This window comes from Pseudenemella bisphenolivorans (assembly GCF_051133435.1).
Classification (GTDB): domain Bacteria; phylum Actinomycetota; class Actinomycetes; order Propionibacteriales; family Propionibacteriaceae; genus JAAYAO01.
In genome coordinates this window covers 263557-282251 of sequence record NZ_JBPGNY010000005.1, presented here as the reverse complement: position 1 = coordinate 282251, position 18695 = coordinate 263557, and the positions used below count along the sequence as shown (strand labels likewise).

At 68.7% G+C, this 18695-nt stretch carries 16 protein-coding genes; 14 read left to right on the top strand and 2 right to left on the bottom strand.

The features are described 5' to 3' along the window. The first annotated feature begins 88 nt into the window (after positions 1 to 88). The 14 genes from carA (at position 89) to ACR4XW_RS13505 (ending at position 17255) form a co-directional block, all read left to right on the top strand. Entirely contained in the window at positions 89 to 1213 is a 1125-nt protein-coding gene (gene carA, locus ACR4XW_RS13570; RefSeq protein WP_434761094.1) for a glutamine-hydrolyzing carbamoyl-phosphate synthase small subunit, read from the top strand. Then, positions 1213 to 4542, top strand: a complete 3330-nt coding sequence (carB, locus tag ACR4XW_RS13565; protein WP_434761093.1) for a carbamoyl-phosphate synthase large subunit — start codon at positions 1213 to 1215, stop codon at positions 4540 to 4542. The genes carA and carB overlap by 1 nt, the downstream gene beginning before the upstream one ends. Beyond that, complete coding sequence (locus ACR4XW_RS13560) at positions 4539 to 5615, top strand: quinone-dependent dihydroorotate dehydrogenase (protein ID WP_434761092.1); 1077 nt, start codon at positions 4539 to 4541, stop codon at positions 5613 to 5615. Before carB ends, ACR4XW_RS13560 begins: the two co-directional genes overlap by 4 nt. Next, complete coding sequence (pyrF, locus tag ACR4XW_RS13555) at positions 5612 to 6445, top strand: orotidine-5'-phosphate decarboxylase (protein ID WP_434761091.1); 834 nt, start codon at positions 5612 to 5614, stop codon at positions 6443 to 6445. The genes ACR4XW_RS13560 and pyrF overlap by 4 nt, the downstream gene beginning before the upstream one ends. Further along, positions 6442 to 6753, top strand: coding sequence for an integration host factor, actinobacterial type (gene mihF / locus ACR4XW_RS13550; RefSeq protein WP_434761090.1), 312 nt, complete (start codon positions 6442 to 6444; stop codon positions 6751 to 6753). The genes pyrF and mihF overlap by 4 nt, the downstream gene beginning before the upstream one ends. Then, a complete protein-coding gene (gene gmk, locus ACR4XW_RS13545; RefSeq protein ID WP_434761089.1) occupies positions 6750 to 7334 on the top strand; it encodes a guanylate kinase in 585 nt (194 codons plus the stop codon). The genes mihF and gmk overlap by 4 nt, the downstream gene beginning before the upstream one ends. A 13-nt stretch (positions 7335 to 7347) precedes the next feature. Next, positions 7348 to 7686, top strand: a complete 339-nt coding sequence (rpoZ, locus tag ACR4XW_RS13540; protein WP_434761187.1) for a DNA-directed RNA polymerase subunit omega — start codon at positions 7348 to 7350, stop codon at positions 7684 to 7686. Positions 7687 to 7689: 3 nt separating this feature from the next. Then, positions 7690 to 8922 carry a bifunctional phosphopantothenoylcysteine decarboxylase/phosphopantothenate--cysteine ligase CoaBC gene (gene coaBC / locus ACR4XW_RS13535; RefSeq protein ID WP_434761088.1) on the top strand — a complete coding sequence of 411 codons (1233 nt, stop codon included), beginning with the start codon at positions 7690 to 7692 and terminating at the stop codon, positions 8920 to 8922. A gap of 59 nt (positions 8923 to 8981) precedes the next feature. Next, positions 8982 to 10175 (top strand): methionine adenosyltransferase, encoded by a 1194-nt coding sequence (gene metK, locus ACR4XW_RS13530; RefSeq protein WP_434761087.1) that lies wholly within the window; start codon positions 8982 to 8984, stop codon positions 10173 to 10175. Between the two features lie 61 nt (positions 10176 to 10236). Then, positions 10237 to 12264, top strand: a complete 2028-nt coding sequence (locus ACR4XW_RS13525; protein WP_434761186.1) for a primosomal protein N' — start codon at positions 10237 to 10239, stop codon at positions 12262 to 12264. A gap of 34 nt (positions 12265 to 12298) precedes the next feature. Next, positions 12299 to 13231, top strand: coding sequence for a methionyl-tRNA formyltransferase (gene fmt / locus ACR4XW_RS13520; protein ID WP_434761086.1), 933 nt, complete (start codon positions 12299 to 12301; stop codon positions 13229 to 13231). Further along, positions 13228 to 14643 (top strand): RsmB/NOP family class I SAM-dependent RNA methyltransferase, encoded by a 1416-nt coding sequence (locus ACR4XW_RS13515; protein WP_434761085.1) that lies wholly within the window; start codon positions 13228 to 13230, stop codon positions 14641 to 14643. Before fmt ends, ACR4XW_RS13515 begins: the two co-directional genes overlap by 4 nt. Before the next feature lie 218 nt (positions 14644 to 14861). Then, entirely contained in the window at positions 14862 to 16397 is a 1536-nt protein-coding gene (locus tag ACR4XW_RS13510) for an RNA polymerase sigma factor (RefSeq protein ID WP_434761084.1), read from the top strand. Between the two features lie 126 nt (positions 16398 to 16523). Then, positions 16524 to 17255, top strand: coding sequence for a DUF6882 domain-containing protein (locus ACR4XW_RS13505; protein WP_434761083.1), 732 nt, complete (start codon positions 16524 to 16526; stop codon positions 17253 to 17255). Between the two features lie 28 nt (positions 17256 to 17283). Here the strand turns inward: ACR4XW_RS13505 and ACR4XW_RS13500 are convergent, their stop codons facing one another. Together ACR4XW_RS13500 and ACR4XW_RS13495 are read right to left on the bottom strand one after the other, a co-directional pair. Then, entirely contained in the window at positions 17284 to 18282 is a 999-nt protein-coding gene (locus ACR4XW_RS13500; protein WP_434761082.1) for an LLM class flavin-dependent oxidoreductase, read from the bottom strand. Positions 18283 to 18361: 79 nt separating this feature from the next. Further along, positions 18362 to 18556 (bottom strand): DUF7455 domain-containing protein, encoded by a 195-nt coding sequence (locus tag ACR4XW_RS13495; protein ID WP_434761081.1) that lies wholly within the window; start codon positions 18554 to 18556, stop codon positions 18362 to 18364. Positions 18557 to 18695: the final 139 nt, after the last annotated feature.

The window sequence follows — 18695 nt, the reverse complement described above, 5'->3', positions numbered from 1 at the left end:
AGCGGCCGTGGGGGCGGGTCGGCGGTGCTAGGGTCAATCCGATATACCAACCTTTAAGCCCTGTCCCGTGAGGCAGGAAAGGACGGTCATGCACAACCAGGACGCATTACTGGTGCTCGAAGACGGGCGCACCTTCCGGGGTAAGCGCTACGGCGCCGAAGGGGAAACCTTCGGGGAAGCGGTGTTTTCCACCGCGATGACGGGCTACCAGGAAACCCTCACCGACCCGAGCTTTCACCGCCAAGTGGTGATCGCCACCGCACCCCACATCGGCAACACCGGCTGGAACGACGAGGACGACGAGTCCCCTCGGATCTGGGTTGCCGGCTATGTGGTGCGCGACCCGGCCCGACGCGAGTCCAACTGGCGCTCGGTACGCCCCCTGGAAGCCGAACTGCGCGACCAGGGCATCGTAGGGATCTGCGAGATCGACACCCGTGCCCTGACCCGGCACCTGCGCGAACAGGGTGCGATGCGGGTCGGGATTTCGACCACCGAAACCGACCCCGAGAAACTTCTCGAGCGCGTGCTCGCCACCCCCTCCATGGCCGGGGCGCACCTGGCCGACGAGGTCACCGTCGAGGCCCCGCGGGTCGAGGCGGCCGAGGGTGAGACCAAGTACCGGGTTGCGGTGATCGACCTGGGTATCAAGTCGATGACCACCGGTCGGATGACCGAACGCGGTCTGGAAGTACACCTCTTGCCGTCCACCACCGACTTCGAGGCCCTCAAGGCCGTCGAACCCGATGCGGTGTTCTTCTCCAACGGTCCGGGCGACCCGGCCGCGGCCACCCACCAGATCGCCCTGCTGGAACAGGTACTCGAGGCACGGATGCCGTTCTTCGGTATCTGTTTCGGCAATCAGCTCTTCGGCCGCGCCCTCGGCTTCGACACCTACAAGCTGCGCTACGGGCATCGCGGGGTGAACCTGCCGGTCAAGGACCTGACCACCGGCAAGGTCGAAATCACCTCCCACAACCACGGCTTCGCCGTCGAAGCACCGATCGGCGAAGAAGTCGACACCCGCTTCGGCACCGCCACCGTGAGCCACATCTGCCTCAACGACAACGTGGTCGAGGGCCTGGAACTGCGCCGGGAGGGCAAACTGGTCGCCTTCGCCGTCCAGTACCACCCCGAGGCCGCGGCCGGCCCGCACGACGCCGCCTACCTGTTCGACCGCTTCGTCGACATCATCGAAGGGAGCGCTCGCTGATGCCGCGCCGTACCGACATCCAGTCGATCATGGTGATCGGCTCCGGGCCGATCGTGATCGGCCAGGCCTGTGAGTTCGACTACTCCGGCACCCAGGCCTGCCGGGTGCTCAAGGCCGAGGGGTTCCGGGTGATCCTGGTCAACTCCAACCCGGCCACGATCATGACCGACCCCGAGTTCGCCGACGCCACCTACGTCGAACCGATCACCCCCGAGTTCGTCGAACGGGTGATCGCCGCCGAACGTCCCGACGCCCTGCTGGCGACCCTGGGCGGACAGACCGCCCTCAACGCCGCGATCTCGCTGCACGAACGCGGGGTGCTGGCCGAATACGGGGTCGAACTGATCGGCGCCTCGGTGGACGCGATCCAGCGCGGTGAGAACCGGGAACAGTTCAAGGACATCGTCAAGTCGATCCGACTGCCCGGCTCGGACGAGCCCGCCGCCGACGTGGCGCGCTCGGAGATCTGTCACAGCATGGACGAGGTACTCGCCGCCGCCGACAACCTCGGCTACCCGGTCGTCGTGCGCCCGTCGTTCACCATGGGCGGCCTGGGCTCGGGCTTCGCCCACGACGAGACCGAACTCCGCGAGATCGCCGGCGCCGGCCTGGAAGCCAGCCCCACCACCGAGGTGCTGATCGAGGAATCGATCCTGGGCTGGAAGGAATACGAGCTGGAGGTGATGCGCGACTCGGCCGACAACGTCGTGGTGATCTGCTCGATCGAGAACCTCGACCCGATGGGCGTGCACACCGGCGACTCGATCACCGTCGCCCCCTCGCTGACCCTCACCGACCGCGAGTACCAGCAGATGCGCGATGTCGGCATCGCGATCATCCGTGAGGTCGGCGTCGACACCGGCGGGTGCAATATCCAGTTCGCGGTGAATCCCGACAACGGCCGGATGATCGTGATCGAGATGAACCCGCGGGTGTCGCGATCCTCGGCCCTGGCCTCCAAGGCCACCGGCTTCCCGATCGCCAAGATCGCCGCCAAGGTCGCGATCGGCTACACCTTGGACGAGATCCGCAACGACATCACCGAGGAAACCCCGGCCTCCTTCGAACCGACCCTCGACTACGTCGTGGTCAAGGTGCCCCGGTTCGCCTTCGAGAAGTTCCCCAACGCCGACGACACCCTGACCACCCACATGAAGGCGGTCGGTGAGGTGATGAGCCTCGGTCGCAACTTCACCGAGGCCCTCGGCAAGGCGCTGCGCTCGATGGAGGACCCGAAGGCGCCGTTCGACTTCGCGTCCGAGCCCCCGTCCGATGTCGACGAACTGCTGCGCATCGCCGCCCGTCCCCATGACGGCCGATTGCAGGTCGTGATGCAGGCCATTCGCGCCGGCGCCACGCTGGAGCAGATCTTCGAGGCCACCAAGATCGACCCCTGGTTCATCGACCAGTTGTTCCTGCTGCACGAGATCGAGGTCGAACTGCGTGAGTCCACCGAACTCACCGCCGACCTGCTGCGCAAGGCCAAGCGACACGGTTTCTCCGATGAGCAGATCGCCGGTATCCGGCACCTGTCGACCGACGTGGTGCGCGGGGTGCGCTGGGCACTGGGTATCCATCCGGTGTTCAAGACCGTCGACACCTGCGCCGCCGAGTTCGCCGCCCGCACCCCCTACCACTACTCGACCTATGACGAGGAGACCGAGGTCGCCCCGCGCGAGAAGCCGGCGGTGCTGATTCTGGGTTCGGGCCCGAACCGGATCGGTCAGGGCATCGAGTTCGACTACTCCTGTGTGCACGCCTCGATGGCGCTGGCCGAAGCCGGCTACGAAACCATCATGGTGAACTGCAACCCCGAGACGGTCTCCACCGACTACGACACCTCCGACCGGCTGTACTTCGAGCCGCTCACCCTGGAGGACGTGCTCGAGGTCTACCACGCCGAACTGAAGGCCGGGCCGGTGGCCGGGGTGATCGCCACCCTGGGTGGCCAGACCCCGCTGAAGCTGGCCCAGGCACTGAAGGACGCCGGGGTGCCGATCGTCGGCACCAGCCCCGAGGCGATCGACGCCGCCGAGGACCGGGCGCTGTTCGGACGGGTGCTCGCCGAGGCCGACCTGCCCGCACCTCGGCACGGGATGGCCCACTCCATCGACGACGCGATCGAGATCGCCACCGACATCGGCTTCCCGGTGATGGTGCGTCCCTCCTACGTGCTGGGTGGACGCGGCATGGAGATCGTCTACGACCAGGGCTCGCTGGCCGACTACATCGAGAAGGGTGAAGCCAGCGCCGAACACCCGGTACTGGTCGACCGCTTCCTCGACGATGCGGTCGAGATCGACGTCGACGCCCTCTTCGACGGCACCGATCTGTACCTGGGCGGGGTGATGGAGCACATCGAGGAGGCCGGGGTGCACTCCGGCGACTCGGCCTGCTCCCTGCCGCCGGTGACCCTCGGTGAGGAAGTCGTCGACCGGATCCGTATCTCCACCCGGGCGATCGCCGAAGGGGTCGGGGTGCGCGGCCTGATCAACATCCAGTACGCGCTGGCCTCCGATGTGCTGTTCGTGCTCGAGGCCAACCCGCGGGCCTCGCGCACCGTGCCGTTCGTGTCGAAGGCCACCGACACCCAGCTCGCCAAGGCCGCCGCCCGGGTGATGCTGGGCGAAACGATCGCGGAGTTGCGCCAAGCCGGTGTGCTGCGTCCGGACGGGGACGGGGCGACCGAGAACCGGGCCGCCCCGATCGCGATGAAGGAAGCGGTGATGCCGTTCAACCGCTTCCGCACCGTCGACGGCACCTTCGTCGATTCGATGCTCGGCCCCGAGATGCGCTCCACCGGTGAGGTGATGGGCCTGGACGCCGACTTCGGAGCGAGCTTCGCCAAGAGCCAGGCCGCAGCCGGCGGCGAACTGCCCACCAGTGGCACGGTGTTCGTTTCCGCTGCCAACCGTGACAAGCGGCACCTGATCTTCCCGATCAAGCGGCTCGCCGACCTGGGCTTCGATGTGATGGCCACCAAGGGCACCGCCTCGGTGCTGCGCCGCCATGGGGTGACCGTGACCGAGGTGCGCAAACACGCCGAGGGCCCCGGGCCCAACGGGGAGCCCACCGTGGTGCAACTGATCATGGCCGGCGAGGTCGACCTGATCGTGAACACGCCACACGGCATCAGCACCGGTGGACGCCCCCGCAACGACGGCTGGGAGATCCGCACCGCGGCGGTACACCACAACATTCCGTGTATCACCACCGTGCAGGCCCTCTCGGCCGCGGTACAGGGCGTCGAGGCGATCAAGGCCGGACGGATCGCGGTGCGGTCACTGCAGTCGTGGGCCGAGGGATTGCGGGCCGGGGCGGATGCATGAAGGCCGACTGGCTGCTCACCGGCTATCGCGGCTTCATCCGTCCGGGCCTGTTCCGGATCGGTGGGGGTGACCCCGAGGTCGCCCACGAAACGACGCTGAGAATGCTCTCGGCGGTGGCCGCCAACCCGATCGGACGGGCCGCGATGCGGCTGCTCGGTGACAGCGCCGGCGACCCGGTCACCGTCGCCGGGGTGCGGTTCGACAACCGGGTCGGGCTGGCCGCCGGCATGGACAAGAACGGGCACGCCCTCAGGGCTTGGCCGGCCCTGGGCTTCGGGCACATGGAACTCGGCACCGTGACCGCCCTGGCCCAACCCGGCAATCCGAAACCACGGATGTTCCGGCTGCCGAACTCCGGTGCGGTGATCAACCGGATGGGCTTCAACAACGACGGCTCCCACGCCTTGGCCCAACGCCTGGCCGACGCCGGCGTGCGCCGCGGCAACCGGGCCCTCGGCGTGCCGGTCGGAGTGTCCATCGGCAAATCGAAGGTCACCCCGCTCGAAGGTGCGGTACAGGACTACCTCACCTCACTGCGCGCGGTCGCCCCGCACGCCGACTACATCGCGATCAACGTCTCCAGCCCGAACACCCCCGGCCTGCGCGAACTGCAGGACCGTGCGGCGCTGACCGAGTTGGTCGACGCCCTGGTCGCCGAAGCCGCCGTCCTGGCCGGTGATCAGGCGCCGGTGCCGATCTTCGTCAAACTCGCCCCCGACCTGACCCGCCCGGCTCTGGACGAGTTGATCGAGGTGGCCACCGGCCACGGCATCAGCGGCCTGATCGCCACCAACACCACGCTGGCCCGCGACGCCCTGGCGCCCACCGACCAGAACCTGGCCGGTGAAGCCGGTGGCCTGTCCGGAGCACCGCTGCGGGCCCGCAGCCGCGAGGTGGTCGCCCACATCACCGCGTCCTGTGACCTGCCGGTGATTGCCTCCGGAGGCATCATGAGCGCCGACGACGCCCGCGCGATGCTCGACCTCGGTGCCGAGCTGGTGCAGGTGCTGACCGGCCTGATCTATGCCGGGCCAGGGCTGATCACCGCGATCAACACGATGGGGGAGCGATGAGTACCTGGGCCGACACCTTGGCCGACCGCACCCGCGAACTCGGCGCCCTGTGCGTCGGGATCGATCCGCACCCACAGTTGCTCACCCAGTGGGGTCTGGCCGACGATGTGGCCGGCCTCGAGGCGTGCGCCCTGGGACTGGTCGAGGCCCTCGGTGACCGGGTCGCGGTGTTCAAGCCACAATCGGCCTTCTTCGAGGCCCACGGTTCGGCCGGGGTACGGGTGCTGGAGAAACTGCTGGCCGCGATCCGGGAGGCCGGGGCGCTGAGCCTGCTCGACGTCAAACGCGGTGACATCGGCTCGACGATGGCCGGCTATGCCCGCGCCTACCTCTCCGACTCCTCGCCGCTGCGCGCCGACGCGATCACCGTCAGCCCCTACCTGGGAGTCGGCGCCCTGACCCCGGCGGTGGAGATGGCCGCCGACACCGGTCGCGGTCTGTACGTCCTGGCCCGCACCTCCAACCCCGACGGGGCCGGGGTGCAGCAGGCCCGCACCAAGGACACATCCGTCGCCCAACTGGTGGTCGACCAGGCCCAACGGATCAACAACGACACCGGCACCGCACTGATGGGGTTGGTCGTCGGCGGCACCCACGACGACATCGGGGTCGACCTGAGCAGCTTCACCGGCTCGGTGCTCGTGCCCGGTATCGGCGCCCAGGGCGCCCGGATCGAAGACCTGCCGCAACGCTTCGGCGCCGCGATCACCCGAGTACTGCCCACCACCAGCCGAGCGGTGATCGGGGCCGGGCCCGACCCCGAAGCGCTGCGCGCCGCCGCAGCCGCTAACGTGACGGCCATGCGCAAGATCATCGGGCCGGGCTCGTGACCATCCCACCGGCGAGCTCGGAGGCCCTCGCCCGCGCCCGCGCGGCCGCGGTCGAGGTGCGTCAGCGACGCAGCGAAATCAAGGACGCCATCAGGGCCCGCCGGATGACGGTGGGTGAGGTGCTGGACCTGTGCCGAAGCGACGACGTGGTCGCCCACATCCGCGTGTACGAACTGCTCAAGGCCGTGCCCCGAGTGGGTGACAAACGCGCACACGACATCATGGATCGTCTCGGCATCGCCGAAGGCCGCCGCCTGCGGGGCCTGGGCAAACACCAGATCGCCGGGCTGAAAGCGGAGTTCGAGTGAATCAACAGCACGCCGCGCCGGGTCGGGTGGTGGTGCTGACCGGCCCGACGGCAGTCGGTAAGGGCACCGTGGTATCCCGGGTGCGCGGAACCCCTGGCCTGTGGGTGTCCACCTCGGTGACCACCCGGCCGGCCCGTCCCGGTGAGGTGCACGGACAGCACTACTACTTCATCGACGAGGCCGAGATGGACCGGCTGATCGCCGACGACGGCCTGCTCGAGTGGGCCGAGGTACACGGCGCGGCCCGCTACGGCACCCCCCGCCGCGAAGTGGTCGAAGCCGTCAACCAGGGGCTGGTGGTACTGCTGGAGATCGACCTGCAGGGCGCCCGCCAGGTGCGCCGGACCTGGCCGGGGGCGACTTTCGTCTTCCTCGCCCCACCCAGTGAGGACGAACTGGTGCGCCGGCTGCAGGGCCGCGGCACCGAAACCCCCGAACAACAACGACGCCGCTTGCGCACCGCCGAGGCCGAGATCGCCGCAATGGGGGAGTTCGACCACGTCGTCGTCAACGACGATATCGACCGAGCGGCGAACGAGTTGCTATCATTGCTCGGATTGCGTTCGCACCCCAATACGTGAAGGGCTTCCCTTGATCGACCAGACCACCGTTTCCGGGATCATCAACCCGCCGATCGACGACCTGCTCAATGCCGTCGACTCCAAGTACAGCCTGGTGTTGTTCGCGGCCAAGCGTGCCCGTCAGATCAACTCCTACTACTCGCAGTTGGGCGAGGGCCTGCTGGAGAATGTCGGCCCGCTGGTGGACACCGGAATCCAGGAGAAGCCGCTGTCCATCGCGCTGCGTGAGATCGAGGCCGGGGTGCTCGAGTCGAAGCCCTTCGACCCCGACGCTGAGCCGGAGCAGCCGCTGGCCGACGTGGCGTCCTTCGACGATTACGCCATCGACGACGACGGCCCCACGCTGGCCTGAGTCATGGGCCGAGTAGTCGTCGGTGTCGCGGGAGGCATCGCGGCCTACAAGGCGTGTGAACTGGTTCGCCGGTTGCGCGCCGACAACCACGAAGTACGGGTGGTACCCACCCGCGCCGCGCTGAAGTTCGTCGGTGCCACCACCTGGGAAGCCCTGTCCGGAAACCCGGTGAGCACCGAGGTCTGGGACGACACCGACCAGGTCGCACACGTGCGGATCGGCCAGGAGGCCGACCTGGTCGTGATCGCGCCCGCCACCGCCGACCTGATGGCTCGCGCGGCGAGCGGACGGGCCGACGACCTGCTCACCAACGTGCTGCTCACCGCCCACTGCCCGGTGGTGATGGCCCCGGCGATGCACACCGAAATGTGGGAGCACCCCGCCACCCGGGCCAATGTCGCCACCCTGCGGGAACGCGGGGTCCTGGTGATCGACCCGGCCAGTGGGCGGCTCACCGGTGCCGATTCGGGGCCCGGACGCCTGCCCGAGGCGGTCGAGATCCACGACATCGCCGCCATGATCCTGGCCGAACCCGAAATCGCCCGATCGGCCACGGATCAGGACCTGCGCGGGATGCGGGTCGTGGTGTCGGCCGGCGGAACCCGGGAACACCTCGATCCGGTGCGCTACCTCGGCAACGCCTCGTCCGGCCTGATGGGCATCGCCCTGGCCCGGGCCGCGGCCCTGCGTGGCGCCGAAGTCACCCTGGTCGCGGGGCACATCGAACATCCGGTGCCCAGCGGGGTGGAGGTGCGCCACGTGATCAGCACCGGCGACCTGGCCGAGGCGATGACCGAACTCGCCCCGAACGCCGACCTGGTGATCATGGCCGCCGCACCGGCCGATTACACGCCGAAGGAGTTCTCCACCGGAAAGATCAAGAAGTCCGGTGACGACACCCTCGCGGTGGAGTTCGAACAAACCCCCGACGTGCTGGCCGGCCTGGTGCAGCAACGCGCCGAACGTGGCGATCAGCGGCAGGTGCTGGTCGGCTTCGCGGCCGAAACCGCCGGCAGTGCCGAAGCCCTGGTCGAACTCGGCACCGCGAAACTGCGCCGCAAGGGCTGTGATCTGCTGGTGTGCAACGACGTGTCGTCCGGACGGGTTTTCGGCGCCCCCGACAACACGATCACGGTACTGAACGCCGACGGCATCGTCGCCGAACACACCAGTGCCAAGTCGGTGGTGGCCCATGTGATTCTGGACGCCGCTCGCCGGGTTGGGCCGCGCCAGTAAGGTTCCCCTTGGCAACATCGGGCCCGATCGGCCCGCCGTGCAGCAGAGCAGGAGTATTCGTGACCCGTCGTCTCTTCACCTCCGAAGCCGTGACCGAAGGTCACCCCGACAAGATCGCCGACCAGATCAGCGATGCGATCTTGGACGCGATGTTGTCCCAGGATCTGCACACCCGCGCCGCGATCGAGACCCTGGTGACCACCGGATTGGTGATGGTCGCCGGTGAGGTGACCACCGAGTCCTATGCCGATGTGCACGCCCTGGTGCGCGAGACCATCCTCGGCATCGGCTACGACTCCTCCGACAAGGGCTTCGACGGCCGCTCCTGTGGCGTCACCGTGTCGATCGGGGCCCAGTCACCCGACATCGCCCAGGGCGTCGACACCGCCTGGGAGAACCGGCACGACGGTGCGGTCGACCCCTTCGACCTGCAGGGCGCCGGCGACCAGGGCCTGATGTTCGGCTACGCCTGCACCGAAACCGCGAACCTGATGCCGCTGCCGATCGACCTGGCCCAGCGGCTGGCCGAGCGGCTCACCCGGGTGCGCAAGGAGGGGATCATCCCCGAGCTGCGCCCCGACGGCAAGACCCAGGTGACGGTCGCCTACGAGAACGGGGTGCCGGCCGGCATCGAGACCGTGGTGCTGTCCAGCCAGCACTCCCGCGACCTCGACCTCGAGGGCTTCCTGGTGCCGCGGATCCGCGAGCATGTGATCATTCCGACCCTGAACGACTACGACCTGGCCCATGAGGATGTGCGTCTGCTGGTGAACCCCACCGGCATCTTCGAGATCGGTGGGCCGATGGGTGATGCCGGACTGACCGGACGCAAGATCATCGTCGACACCTACGGCGGCATGGCCCGCCACGGTGGTGGCGCCTTCTCCGGCAAGGACCCCTCCAAGGTCGACCGCTCGGCCAGTTACGCCCTGCGCTGGGTGGCCAAGAACGTGGTCGCCTCCGGGCTGGCCGATCGTTGCGAGGTTCAGGTCGCCTACGCGATCGGCACCGCCCGTCCGGTCGGTTTCTATGTCGACACCTTCGGTACCGGCAAGGTGCCCGACCACCAGATCGAAACCGCGATCAGCGAGGTCTTCGACCTGCGGCCGGCCGCGATCATCGAGGCCCTCGACCTGCTGCGGCCGATCTACCGCAAGACCTCCAACTACGGTCACTTCGGTCGGGAACTGCCCGAGTTCACCTGGGAGCGCACCGACCGGGCCGAGGCTCTGGCCGCGGCCGTCCGCGGCTGACCCCCCGGCGGCACCCGCCGAGGCGGGATTTGTCGGCGGCTGCTTCTAGGCTGGGCGGGTGATGGATGCCTTGGTCGACGCCGGCACCACCCGAATCGCCCGGGTGGCCGTCGACGTGCCCCTGCCGCATCTGGACCGGCTGTTCGACTACCGGCTCACCGACGAACAGGCCGAGGTCGCCCGGGTGGGTTGTCGGGTGCGGGTGCGGTTCAGCGGGCGACTGGTGGACGGCTACATCCTGGATTTGCCCACCGACAGCGACCACCAGGGCTCGCTGAGTGGCATTCACGCAGTGGTGTCCTCCGAGTCGGTGCTCACCGCCGAGGTGGCCCACCTGGTGCGCGCAGTGGCCGACCACTACGCAGGCACCTTCGCCGACGTGGTGCGCCTCGCGGTGCCACCGCGACACGCCAAGACCGAAAAGGCCACCCCCGCACTGCGTCCACCTGTCGACCTGACCGCGGCCGCCGCGCATCCCAACCCGTTATCCGCCTACCCAACCGGGGAGGGTCTGCTGCAGGCCCTGGCCGAAGGTGGGGTACCGCGGGCCGCCTGGCAGGCCGCCCCCACCGCCGACCCGATCGGTGACCTCGACCGGGGCCTGGTGGCCTGTGCCGTCGCCACCATGCAATCAGGCCGCGGAGCCCTCATCGTGGTACCGGACAATCGTGATGTGGCACGGATGGCCGCGATCTGCGATGAGGTGGTCGGCCCGAGCGGTTACGTCCGGTTGACCGCCGACCTGGGCCCGGCAGCCCGGTATCGGGCCTTCCTGGCCGCCCTGCGCGGCGATGTGCAGTTGGTGATCGGCACCCGGGCTGCGGCCTTCGCACCGGTACCCAATCTCGGATTTCTGGGCCTGTTGGACGACGGTGACGACCTGCACGCCGAACCCCGCGCTCCTTACCCGCATGCCCGCGAGGTGCTGGCCCTGCGAGCCGGGCTGGCACCGGCGGCGCTGGTGATCGGCGCCCGCACCCGCACCACCGAGGTCGAACAGTGGGTGCGCCGCGACTGGCTGCGACCCCTGATGCTGACCCCGGCCAAGACCCGGCGGCACAGCCCGCGGGTGGCGATCGCCTCGGCCGACGAGCGCGCCCCCGACCGGGATCCGGCCGCGCACAGCGCCCGGCTGCCGCACGATGTGTTCACCACCATCCGGGCCGCGCTGGCGTCCGGGCCGGTGCTGATCCAGGTGCCGAGGGCCGGCTACCAACTGTCCCTGCACTGCCAACGATGCCGGGCCCCGGTGCACTGCCCGGACTGTTCCGGGCCCTGTCAGGCAGGACGCAACGGCATCCTGTCCTGTGGCCGCTGCGGACGGGTGCACACCGACTGGGCCTGCCCCGAATGCGCCGGACGTACCTGGCGCGCCCCGATGGTCGGCGCCGAGCGCACCGCCGAGGAGATCGGCCGCGCCTTCCCCCAGGTACGGGTACGGCGCTCCAGCGGCGAACGGGTGCTCGACGATGTCACCGGCGAACCGGCCCTGATCGTGGCCACCCCCGGCGCAGAACCCCCGGTCACCGACGGCACCGGCTATGCGGCGGCGATCCTGCTGGACACCGACCTGCTGCTCAACCGGGCCGACCTGCGCGCCGCCGAAGAAGCCCTGCGCCGCTGGCTGGCCGCAACGGCCCTGGTGCGCCCGGGCGGCGACGGCGGCACCGTGATGGCGGTGGGTGATTCCGGCGACCGCACCCTGCAGGCCCTGGTGCGGCTCGACCCGGTCGGCTTCACCGAACGCGAACTGGACGAACGCGAACAAGCCGGCATGCCACCGGCCGTAGTGGCCGCCACGGTGACCGGCTCCCCGGAGGCGGTGCGCGACTACAGCGATGTGTTGCGGGTCGAACTGTCCCGGAGCGACACCGGCCCGGCCACCACCCCACCCGTCAACGAGCTCGTGCAGTGGTTGGGCCCGGTCGACCAGGCTGCGGTCGAACCGCGGGTGCGCACCGTGCTGCTGGCCGACCAACAGGCGCGCCACCCGGTGGTGGCGGCCCTGAAGTCCGCGGCCGCGATCCGCTCGGCCCGCAAGGATGAGGGCCCGGTACGGATCGTGGTCGACCCACGACACTTCGGTTGAGGACGTGCTGGGGATGAGTGCCAGAATGCCTGGCATGCGACTTGTTGTGGCCGGCACCCCCGAGGTGGCCCTACCGACCCTCGACGCCCTGCACGCCAGCGATCACGAGGTGATCGCCGTGCTCACCCGTCCCGACGCCCCCACCGGGCGGGGCCGACGGCTGCGGCCCAGCCCGATGGCCGGGCGGGCCGCCGAGCTGGGCATCGAGGTGCTCACCCCGAACCGGCCCCGCGACGAGGACTTCATCTCCCGCCTCACAGAGTTGGCCCCCGACTGCGTCCCGATCGTCGCCTACGGGGCACTCATTCCGGCCGAGGTGATCGCCCTGGCCCCGCACGGCTGGGTGAACCTGCATTTCTCGCTGCTGCCGCGTTGGCGCGGTGCCGCCCCGGTACAGCGGGCGGTTCTGGCCGGGGACACCGAAACCGGCGCGGTGACCTTCTCGCTGGTGCCCGAACTCGACGCCGGGCCGATCTACCGCACCCTGCGCACCCCGATCGGAGCCGAGGAAACCGCCGGCGACCTGCTGACCAGGCTCGCCGAGGTCGGTGCCGGGTTGATGGTCGAGACGATGGACGACATCGCCGCCGGCGTCCAACCCACCCCGCAACCGGACGAGGGCATCACCACCGCCGCCAAACTGGACGTCACCGGCGCGCAGATCGATTGGCAGGCGCCGTCCGACCGGGTCGATCGCCACATCCGTGGTCATTCCCCGGCCCCCGGGGCCTGGACCACGATGCCCGAGGATCTCGGCGGGGAACGCCTCAAGGTGCTGCGCTGCCGCCGCACCGAGGGTTCGGGTGCCCCCGGGGAGGTCACGATCACCAAACGGGCGGTGACCGTCGCCTGCGGTACCGGTGCGGTCGAGTTGGTCGAGGTGCAGGCCCACGGCAAGAAGCCGATGCGAGCCGTCGACTGGGCGCGCGGGCTGCGTGTCGAGGGTCCCTGGACGCTCGGACGATGAGCCGTCCGAGACAGCGTCGCCGTCGCCGCCCGGTCGACCCGGCCCGGCGGGTGGCCTATGACGCCCTGCGAGCGGTGCACGCCGATGACGCCTACGCCAACCTGGTGCTGTCCGACCTGCTGCGCGAACGCCGGATCGGCGGCCGCGATGCCGGCTTCGCCACCGAACTCCTGCACGGCACCTGCCGGGCCGAGGGCAGCTACGACCTGATCCTGGAAGCCGCCTCCGGCCGACCGGTCTCCGGACTGCAACCCGCGGTACTGGATGTGCTCCGCCTGGGCGTGCACCAACTGCTGGCGATGCGCGTACCGACCCATGCCGCGGTGGACGCCTCGGTCGACCTGGCTGCGGCCGCGGTGGGGGAGCGGGTCACCGGCTTGGTCAACGCCGTACTGCGCAAGGTTGCCGCCCACGACCGGCAGGCATGGAACGCGCGGATCACCGAAGGCATGTCCGCCCGAGACGCTCTGGCTGTCGAACACGACCATCCCCGGTGGATCGTGGACGCCTTCGCCGCCGCCCTGGCCGCCTGCCCGGCAGGGGAATCGAGTGATGAACTCGCCGAGCTGTTGGCGGCCGACAATGATCCAGCCAGTCCGACCCTGGTGGTGCGTCCGGGCTTGGCCACCCGCGACGAACTGGTGGCGGCATCCGGTGGACGGCCCACCGAACTGTCACCCTTCGGAGTTCACGCCACGGGGTATCCGGGCGACCTCGACGCGGTGCGCGCCGGTCGGGCCGGGGTGCAGGACGAAGGCTCCCAGTTGGTCTCCCGGGCCCTCACCGTGCCCGAGGCGCCGTCCGGTGCCTGGTTGGACCTGTGCGCCGGACCCGGCGGCAAATCGGCCCTGCTGCACGGTCTGGCCGCCGAACAGCACACCTGGGTGTTGGCCGCGGAACTACAACACCATCGCGCCCGCCTGGTCGCCCGCTCCCTGCGCGCCTATCCCGGTCTGCCGCGGGTGATCACCGCCGATGGCACCCGTCCGGCCTGGCGGGAGGGCAGCTTCGCCAGGGTGCTGGCCGACGTGCCTTGCACCGGTCTGGGGTCGCTGCGCCGACGTCCCGAATCGCGTTGGCGTCGCAGCAGCGGGGCGCTGTCGGACTTGGTGCCCCTGCAACGCACCCTGCTGCACCGGGCCCTGGACGCCGCGAAGCCCGCTGGTGCCGACACGCCGGGCGGTGTGGTCGCCTATGTCACCTGTTCCCCACACCCGGCCGAAACCGATGAGGTCGTCGCCGCGGTGCTGGCCGAACGCGACGACGTCACCGTACTGGATGCCCCGTCCGCTCTGGGAGATGTCGCCGGCGTGCGGCGCCGGGAACTCGCCCCGGGCGCCTGGTCGGCGCAGTTGTGGCCGCACCGACACGGCACCGATGCCATGTATCTGGCGTTGTTGCAGCGTCGCTGAAACCCCGCGATGCCCGTCCGTCGGGTGGTTAACCATCGGGGGCGTAGAGTCGGTGTGTACCGGCCGACACCGGGGGAGGAGTTCACCAAAATCTGCCACGATCGCAAGATGTGAGTTCGTCTTGGTTGATCGACGTGGCACAATGACGGAAGGCCCGCCTCTTGACAACAGGTCTGGTGGCGTGCGCCCGTAAACAGTTCGCAGCCGAGAGGTTCTTTGTGTCCGCACTCTCCGAAGACCGCAAGTCCACTACCGCCGAAGCGGAAACCGGGACTGCCAAGAGCACCCGGAGCCGCCGTACCACCGCCAAGGCGGGTACGGCCAAGAAGGCTCCGGCACGGCGAACCACGGCGAAGTCGAGCACCGCCTCGGCAGCCAAGGACGCACCCAAGGACACGGCCGAGGAGACCAAGCCGACCACCACCCGCCGCAGCACGAAATCCGCTACTGCGAAGGCCGCGCCGGCGAAGAAGGCCCCGGCCCGCAAGACCACGGCCAAGGACGACGCGGCCGAGGCGGGCGAGGAGAAGCCGAAGACCACCCGCCGCCGCACCACCGCCAAGAGTGCCGCGAGCAAGACCGCCGCGAAGGCCCCGGCGAAGAAGGTCGATGACGAAGGTCCGCTGATCCCGGCCGGTGCCGAGGTCAAGGCCACCTTGGAGGGCGACGACGTCGTCCTCACCGTGGGTGGCAAGAAGCGCAGCCTCGACGATGTCGACGAGAAGGACTTCAAGCCCGAGGCCGAGGCCAAGCTGGAGAAGGAACTCACCGAGGAACAGGGCTTCTCCCTTTCCGACGCCGACGACGCCGACGAGCCCGAGCAGCAGGTGATGGCCGCCGGCGCCACCGCCGACCCGGTCAAGGACTACCTGAAGCAGATCGGCAAGGTCGCGCTGCTGAACGCCGAGCAGGAGGTCGAACTCGCCAAGCGGATCGAGGCCGGCCTGTTCGCCGATGAGCAGCTCAACGACGAGGTCGGCACAGTCGCCGAGAACGACCGTGAGGACTTCGAGTGGATCGCCGAGGACGGACGCAAGGCCAAGAACCACCTGTTGGAGGCCAACCTGCGTCTGGTGGTGTCGCTGGCCAAGCGCTACACCGGCCGCGGCATGTTGTTCCTGGACCTCATCCAGGAAGGCAACCTGGGCCTGATCCGTGCGGTGGAGAAGTTCGACTACACCAAGGGCTTCAAGTTCTCGACCTACGCCACCTGGTGGATCAAGCAGGCGATCACCCGCGCGATGGCCGACCAGGCCCGCACCATCCGGATTCCGGTGCACATGGTCGAAGTGATCAACAAGCTCGCCCGGGTACAACGCCAGATGCTGCAGGACCTGGGCCGCGAACCCACCCCCGAAGAGTTGGCCAAGGAACTCGACATGACCCCCGAGAAGGTCGTCGAGGTGCAGAAGTACGGTCGCGAACCGATCTCGCTGCACACCCCGCTGGGTGAGGACGGCGACTCCGAGTTCGGTGACCTGATCGAGGACTCCGAGGCCGTGGTGCCCGCCGACGCGGTGAGCTTCACCCTGCTGCAGGAACAGCTCCACGACGTGCTGGACACCCTCTCGGAACGTGAAGCCGGTGTCGTGTCGATGCGGTTCGGGTTGACCGACGGCCAGCCGAAGACCCTGGACGAGATCGGCAAGGTTTACGGGGTGACCCGGGAACGGATCCGGCAGATCGAATCCAAGACCATGTCGAAGCTGCGCCACCCGTCGCGCTCGCAAGTCCTTCGCGATTACCTCGATTGATTCCGTCATTCTCCACGACCACCGTCGGTGGATCGTGGGGGAACGGCCGCTGCCGCCACGCTCGGATCGCACCGGGTCGGGGCTTGGTACTGTTGCCCGCGGTTGTCAGCCGAACACAGGAGCCCGATGTCCGAGGAACGAACCCACGACGAGTTGAACCGGTGTGCCGCGGCATATTCCGCGGTGGTGGCCGAACGCCAGGCCGCACTGGCCGGAATGCACGACGATTCGGGCTGGGATGTCGACCTGGGAGCGGGCACCCTCACCCTCGGTGACCTCACCGTGCAAGTCGCGGTGCTGGGTTCCTACGCCGAGGTGGACAACACCTGGCTGTGGGGCTGGGCCAATGAAACCCTGGGCGTCGACCTCGGCTCACCGATCTTCGATCCCGGCCGCTGGCTGCGCCGCCAGGCAGCCACCTACGGCATCTGGGAGCTCGACGAACCGGAGTTCGAACTGAGCGGTGTGCGCGATGTCGGGTTGGGCCCGGCCGGCACGGTCGCGATCGCCGCGGTGGGTCTGCTCGGTGCCCAGGCGATGTACGTCACCAACCGGCCCGGCGGCAAGCTGTACCTGGCCGTGCTCGACCAGCAGGTACCCGCCCCGGTGTCGAACAAACAGAACTTCGCCCAACGCCTGATGACCGGCACCAAGTTGTACCCGGGCCACGACCGGCTCGCGGTGCAGACCTACGCCAATGTGCACCGGCTCCAAGTCGCAAACGCCGATCGCACCCAGTTGATCACCTTCGCCGACGGTGCCCAGCTCGAAGTGCAGTACGACGACGCCGGCACGATCACCAACTTCGTCGACCTCGACGCCGAACCGGCCGGCACCGAGCCGGTCACGGGCCGGTAATCACTCGGCGGCATTCACCGGCGAGCAGTCACCAGCGCTCTGCCAGCGCCCGATAGGTGGCGATCTTCGGGGCGGCACCGTACGTCGACCCGGTCAGCATCAACTCCTGCACCCCGGTCGCCGCGATCAGGGCGTCCAGGTCGCCCAGCACCTCTTCGTGGGTGCCGACGTACTTCACCGCCGGCAGCAGCTTCAACTGCTCCAACTCCACGTCGGTGAAGCCGCGCTCGGCGGCAACCTCGGGGGAGACCACCCGGCGGGGGTTGCCCGAGCGCAGTTCCAGGGCCATCATCCGCGACGGTCCGGCCAGGAACTCGGCCTCCTCGCCCGTGTCGGCACTCAGCGCCGAGGTGCACACCATCGCGTGGGGCTCGTCCAGCACCGGTGAGGCCTCGAAGGACTCCCGGTACAGGTTCATCACCGCCGCCGGGTCGAGGGTGCCGAAGTGGTGGGCATAGCAATACGGCAACCCCAACACTCCGGCCAACTGCGCGGCATACCCACTCGAGCCGAGCAACCAGATCTCCGGGTAGGTGACCGCCTTGGGAGTGACCGACAGCCGTTCGGACAACGGTTCGGTCAACCGGTTGTCACCCAGCCAGCTCATCAGTTGCAGCACATGCTGGGGGAACTGCTCGACATCGTCATGTCCGGTACGGCGCAGCGCCCGAGCGGTGAACTGGTCGGTGCCGGGCGCTCGTCCGAGCCCCAGATCGATCCGGTTCGGGTACAGCGCCTCCAACATGGCGAACTGTTCGGCCACCACATAGGGGGCGTGGTTCGGCAACATCACCCCACCCGATCCGACCCGGATCCGTTCGGTGAGGGCCGCGATCGCGGCGATCAAGACCGGGGGATTGGTCGACCCGACCGAACCCATGTTGTGGTGTTCGGCCACCCACAACCTCCGGAACCCAAGTTCCTCGGCCACCCGGGCCACCTCGATGCTGTCGGCCAGAGCCTCGGCGGTGGTCTGGTCGACGTTCACGGTGGCCAACTCCAGGGCCGACAGGGGTGGGCGGGTCATGCACGTGGTCCTTTCCATAGCGGTGCGGGAACAAAAACGGCCCCGCCGCCCGAGGGCGACGGAGCCGTCGAGACCGGGCTCAGCTGAGCTTGTCGGACTCGTCGTGGATCTTGAGGGCTACCTGGTTCAGCTTGTCGGCATGGGCACGGCCATGGTGGGCACAGAAGAACAACTCACCACCGCTGTGCATCACTACCCGAAAGTAGGCTTGGGCGCCGCAACGATCGCAGCGGTCACCGGCGGTCAAGGTGTCATCGACAACGGTCGTGGTCATGGTGGCCCCTCTCTGTGTCTCAACGGGCATCACTATCTGCAACAGTCGAAGCAGTGTAATCATTCCCGTTTCGTCGAGAGTACCTGTTTCGAGGGACAACCGCTGGCGACACCCGCAATCACATCACCCGATCGCCGCC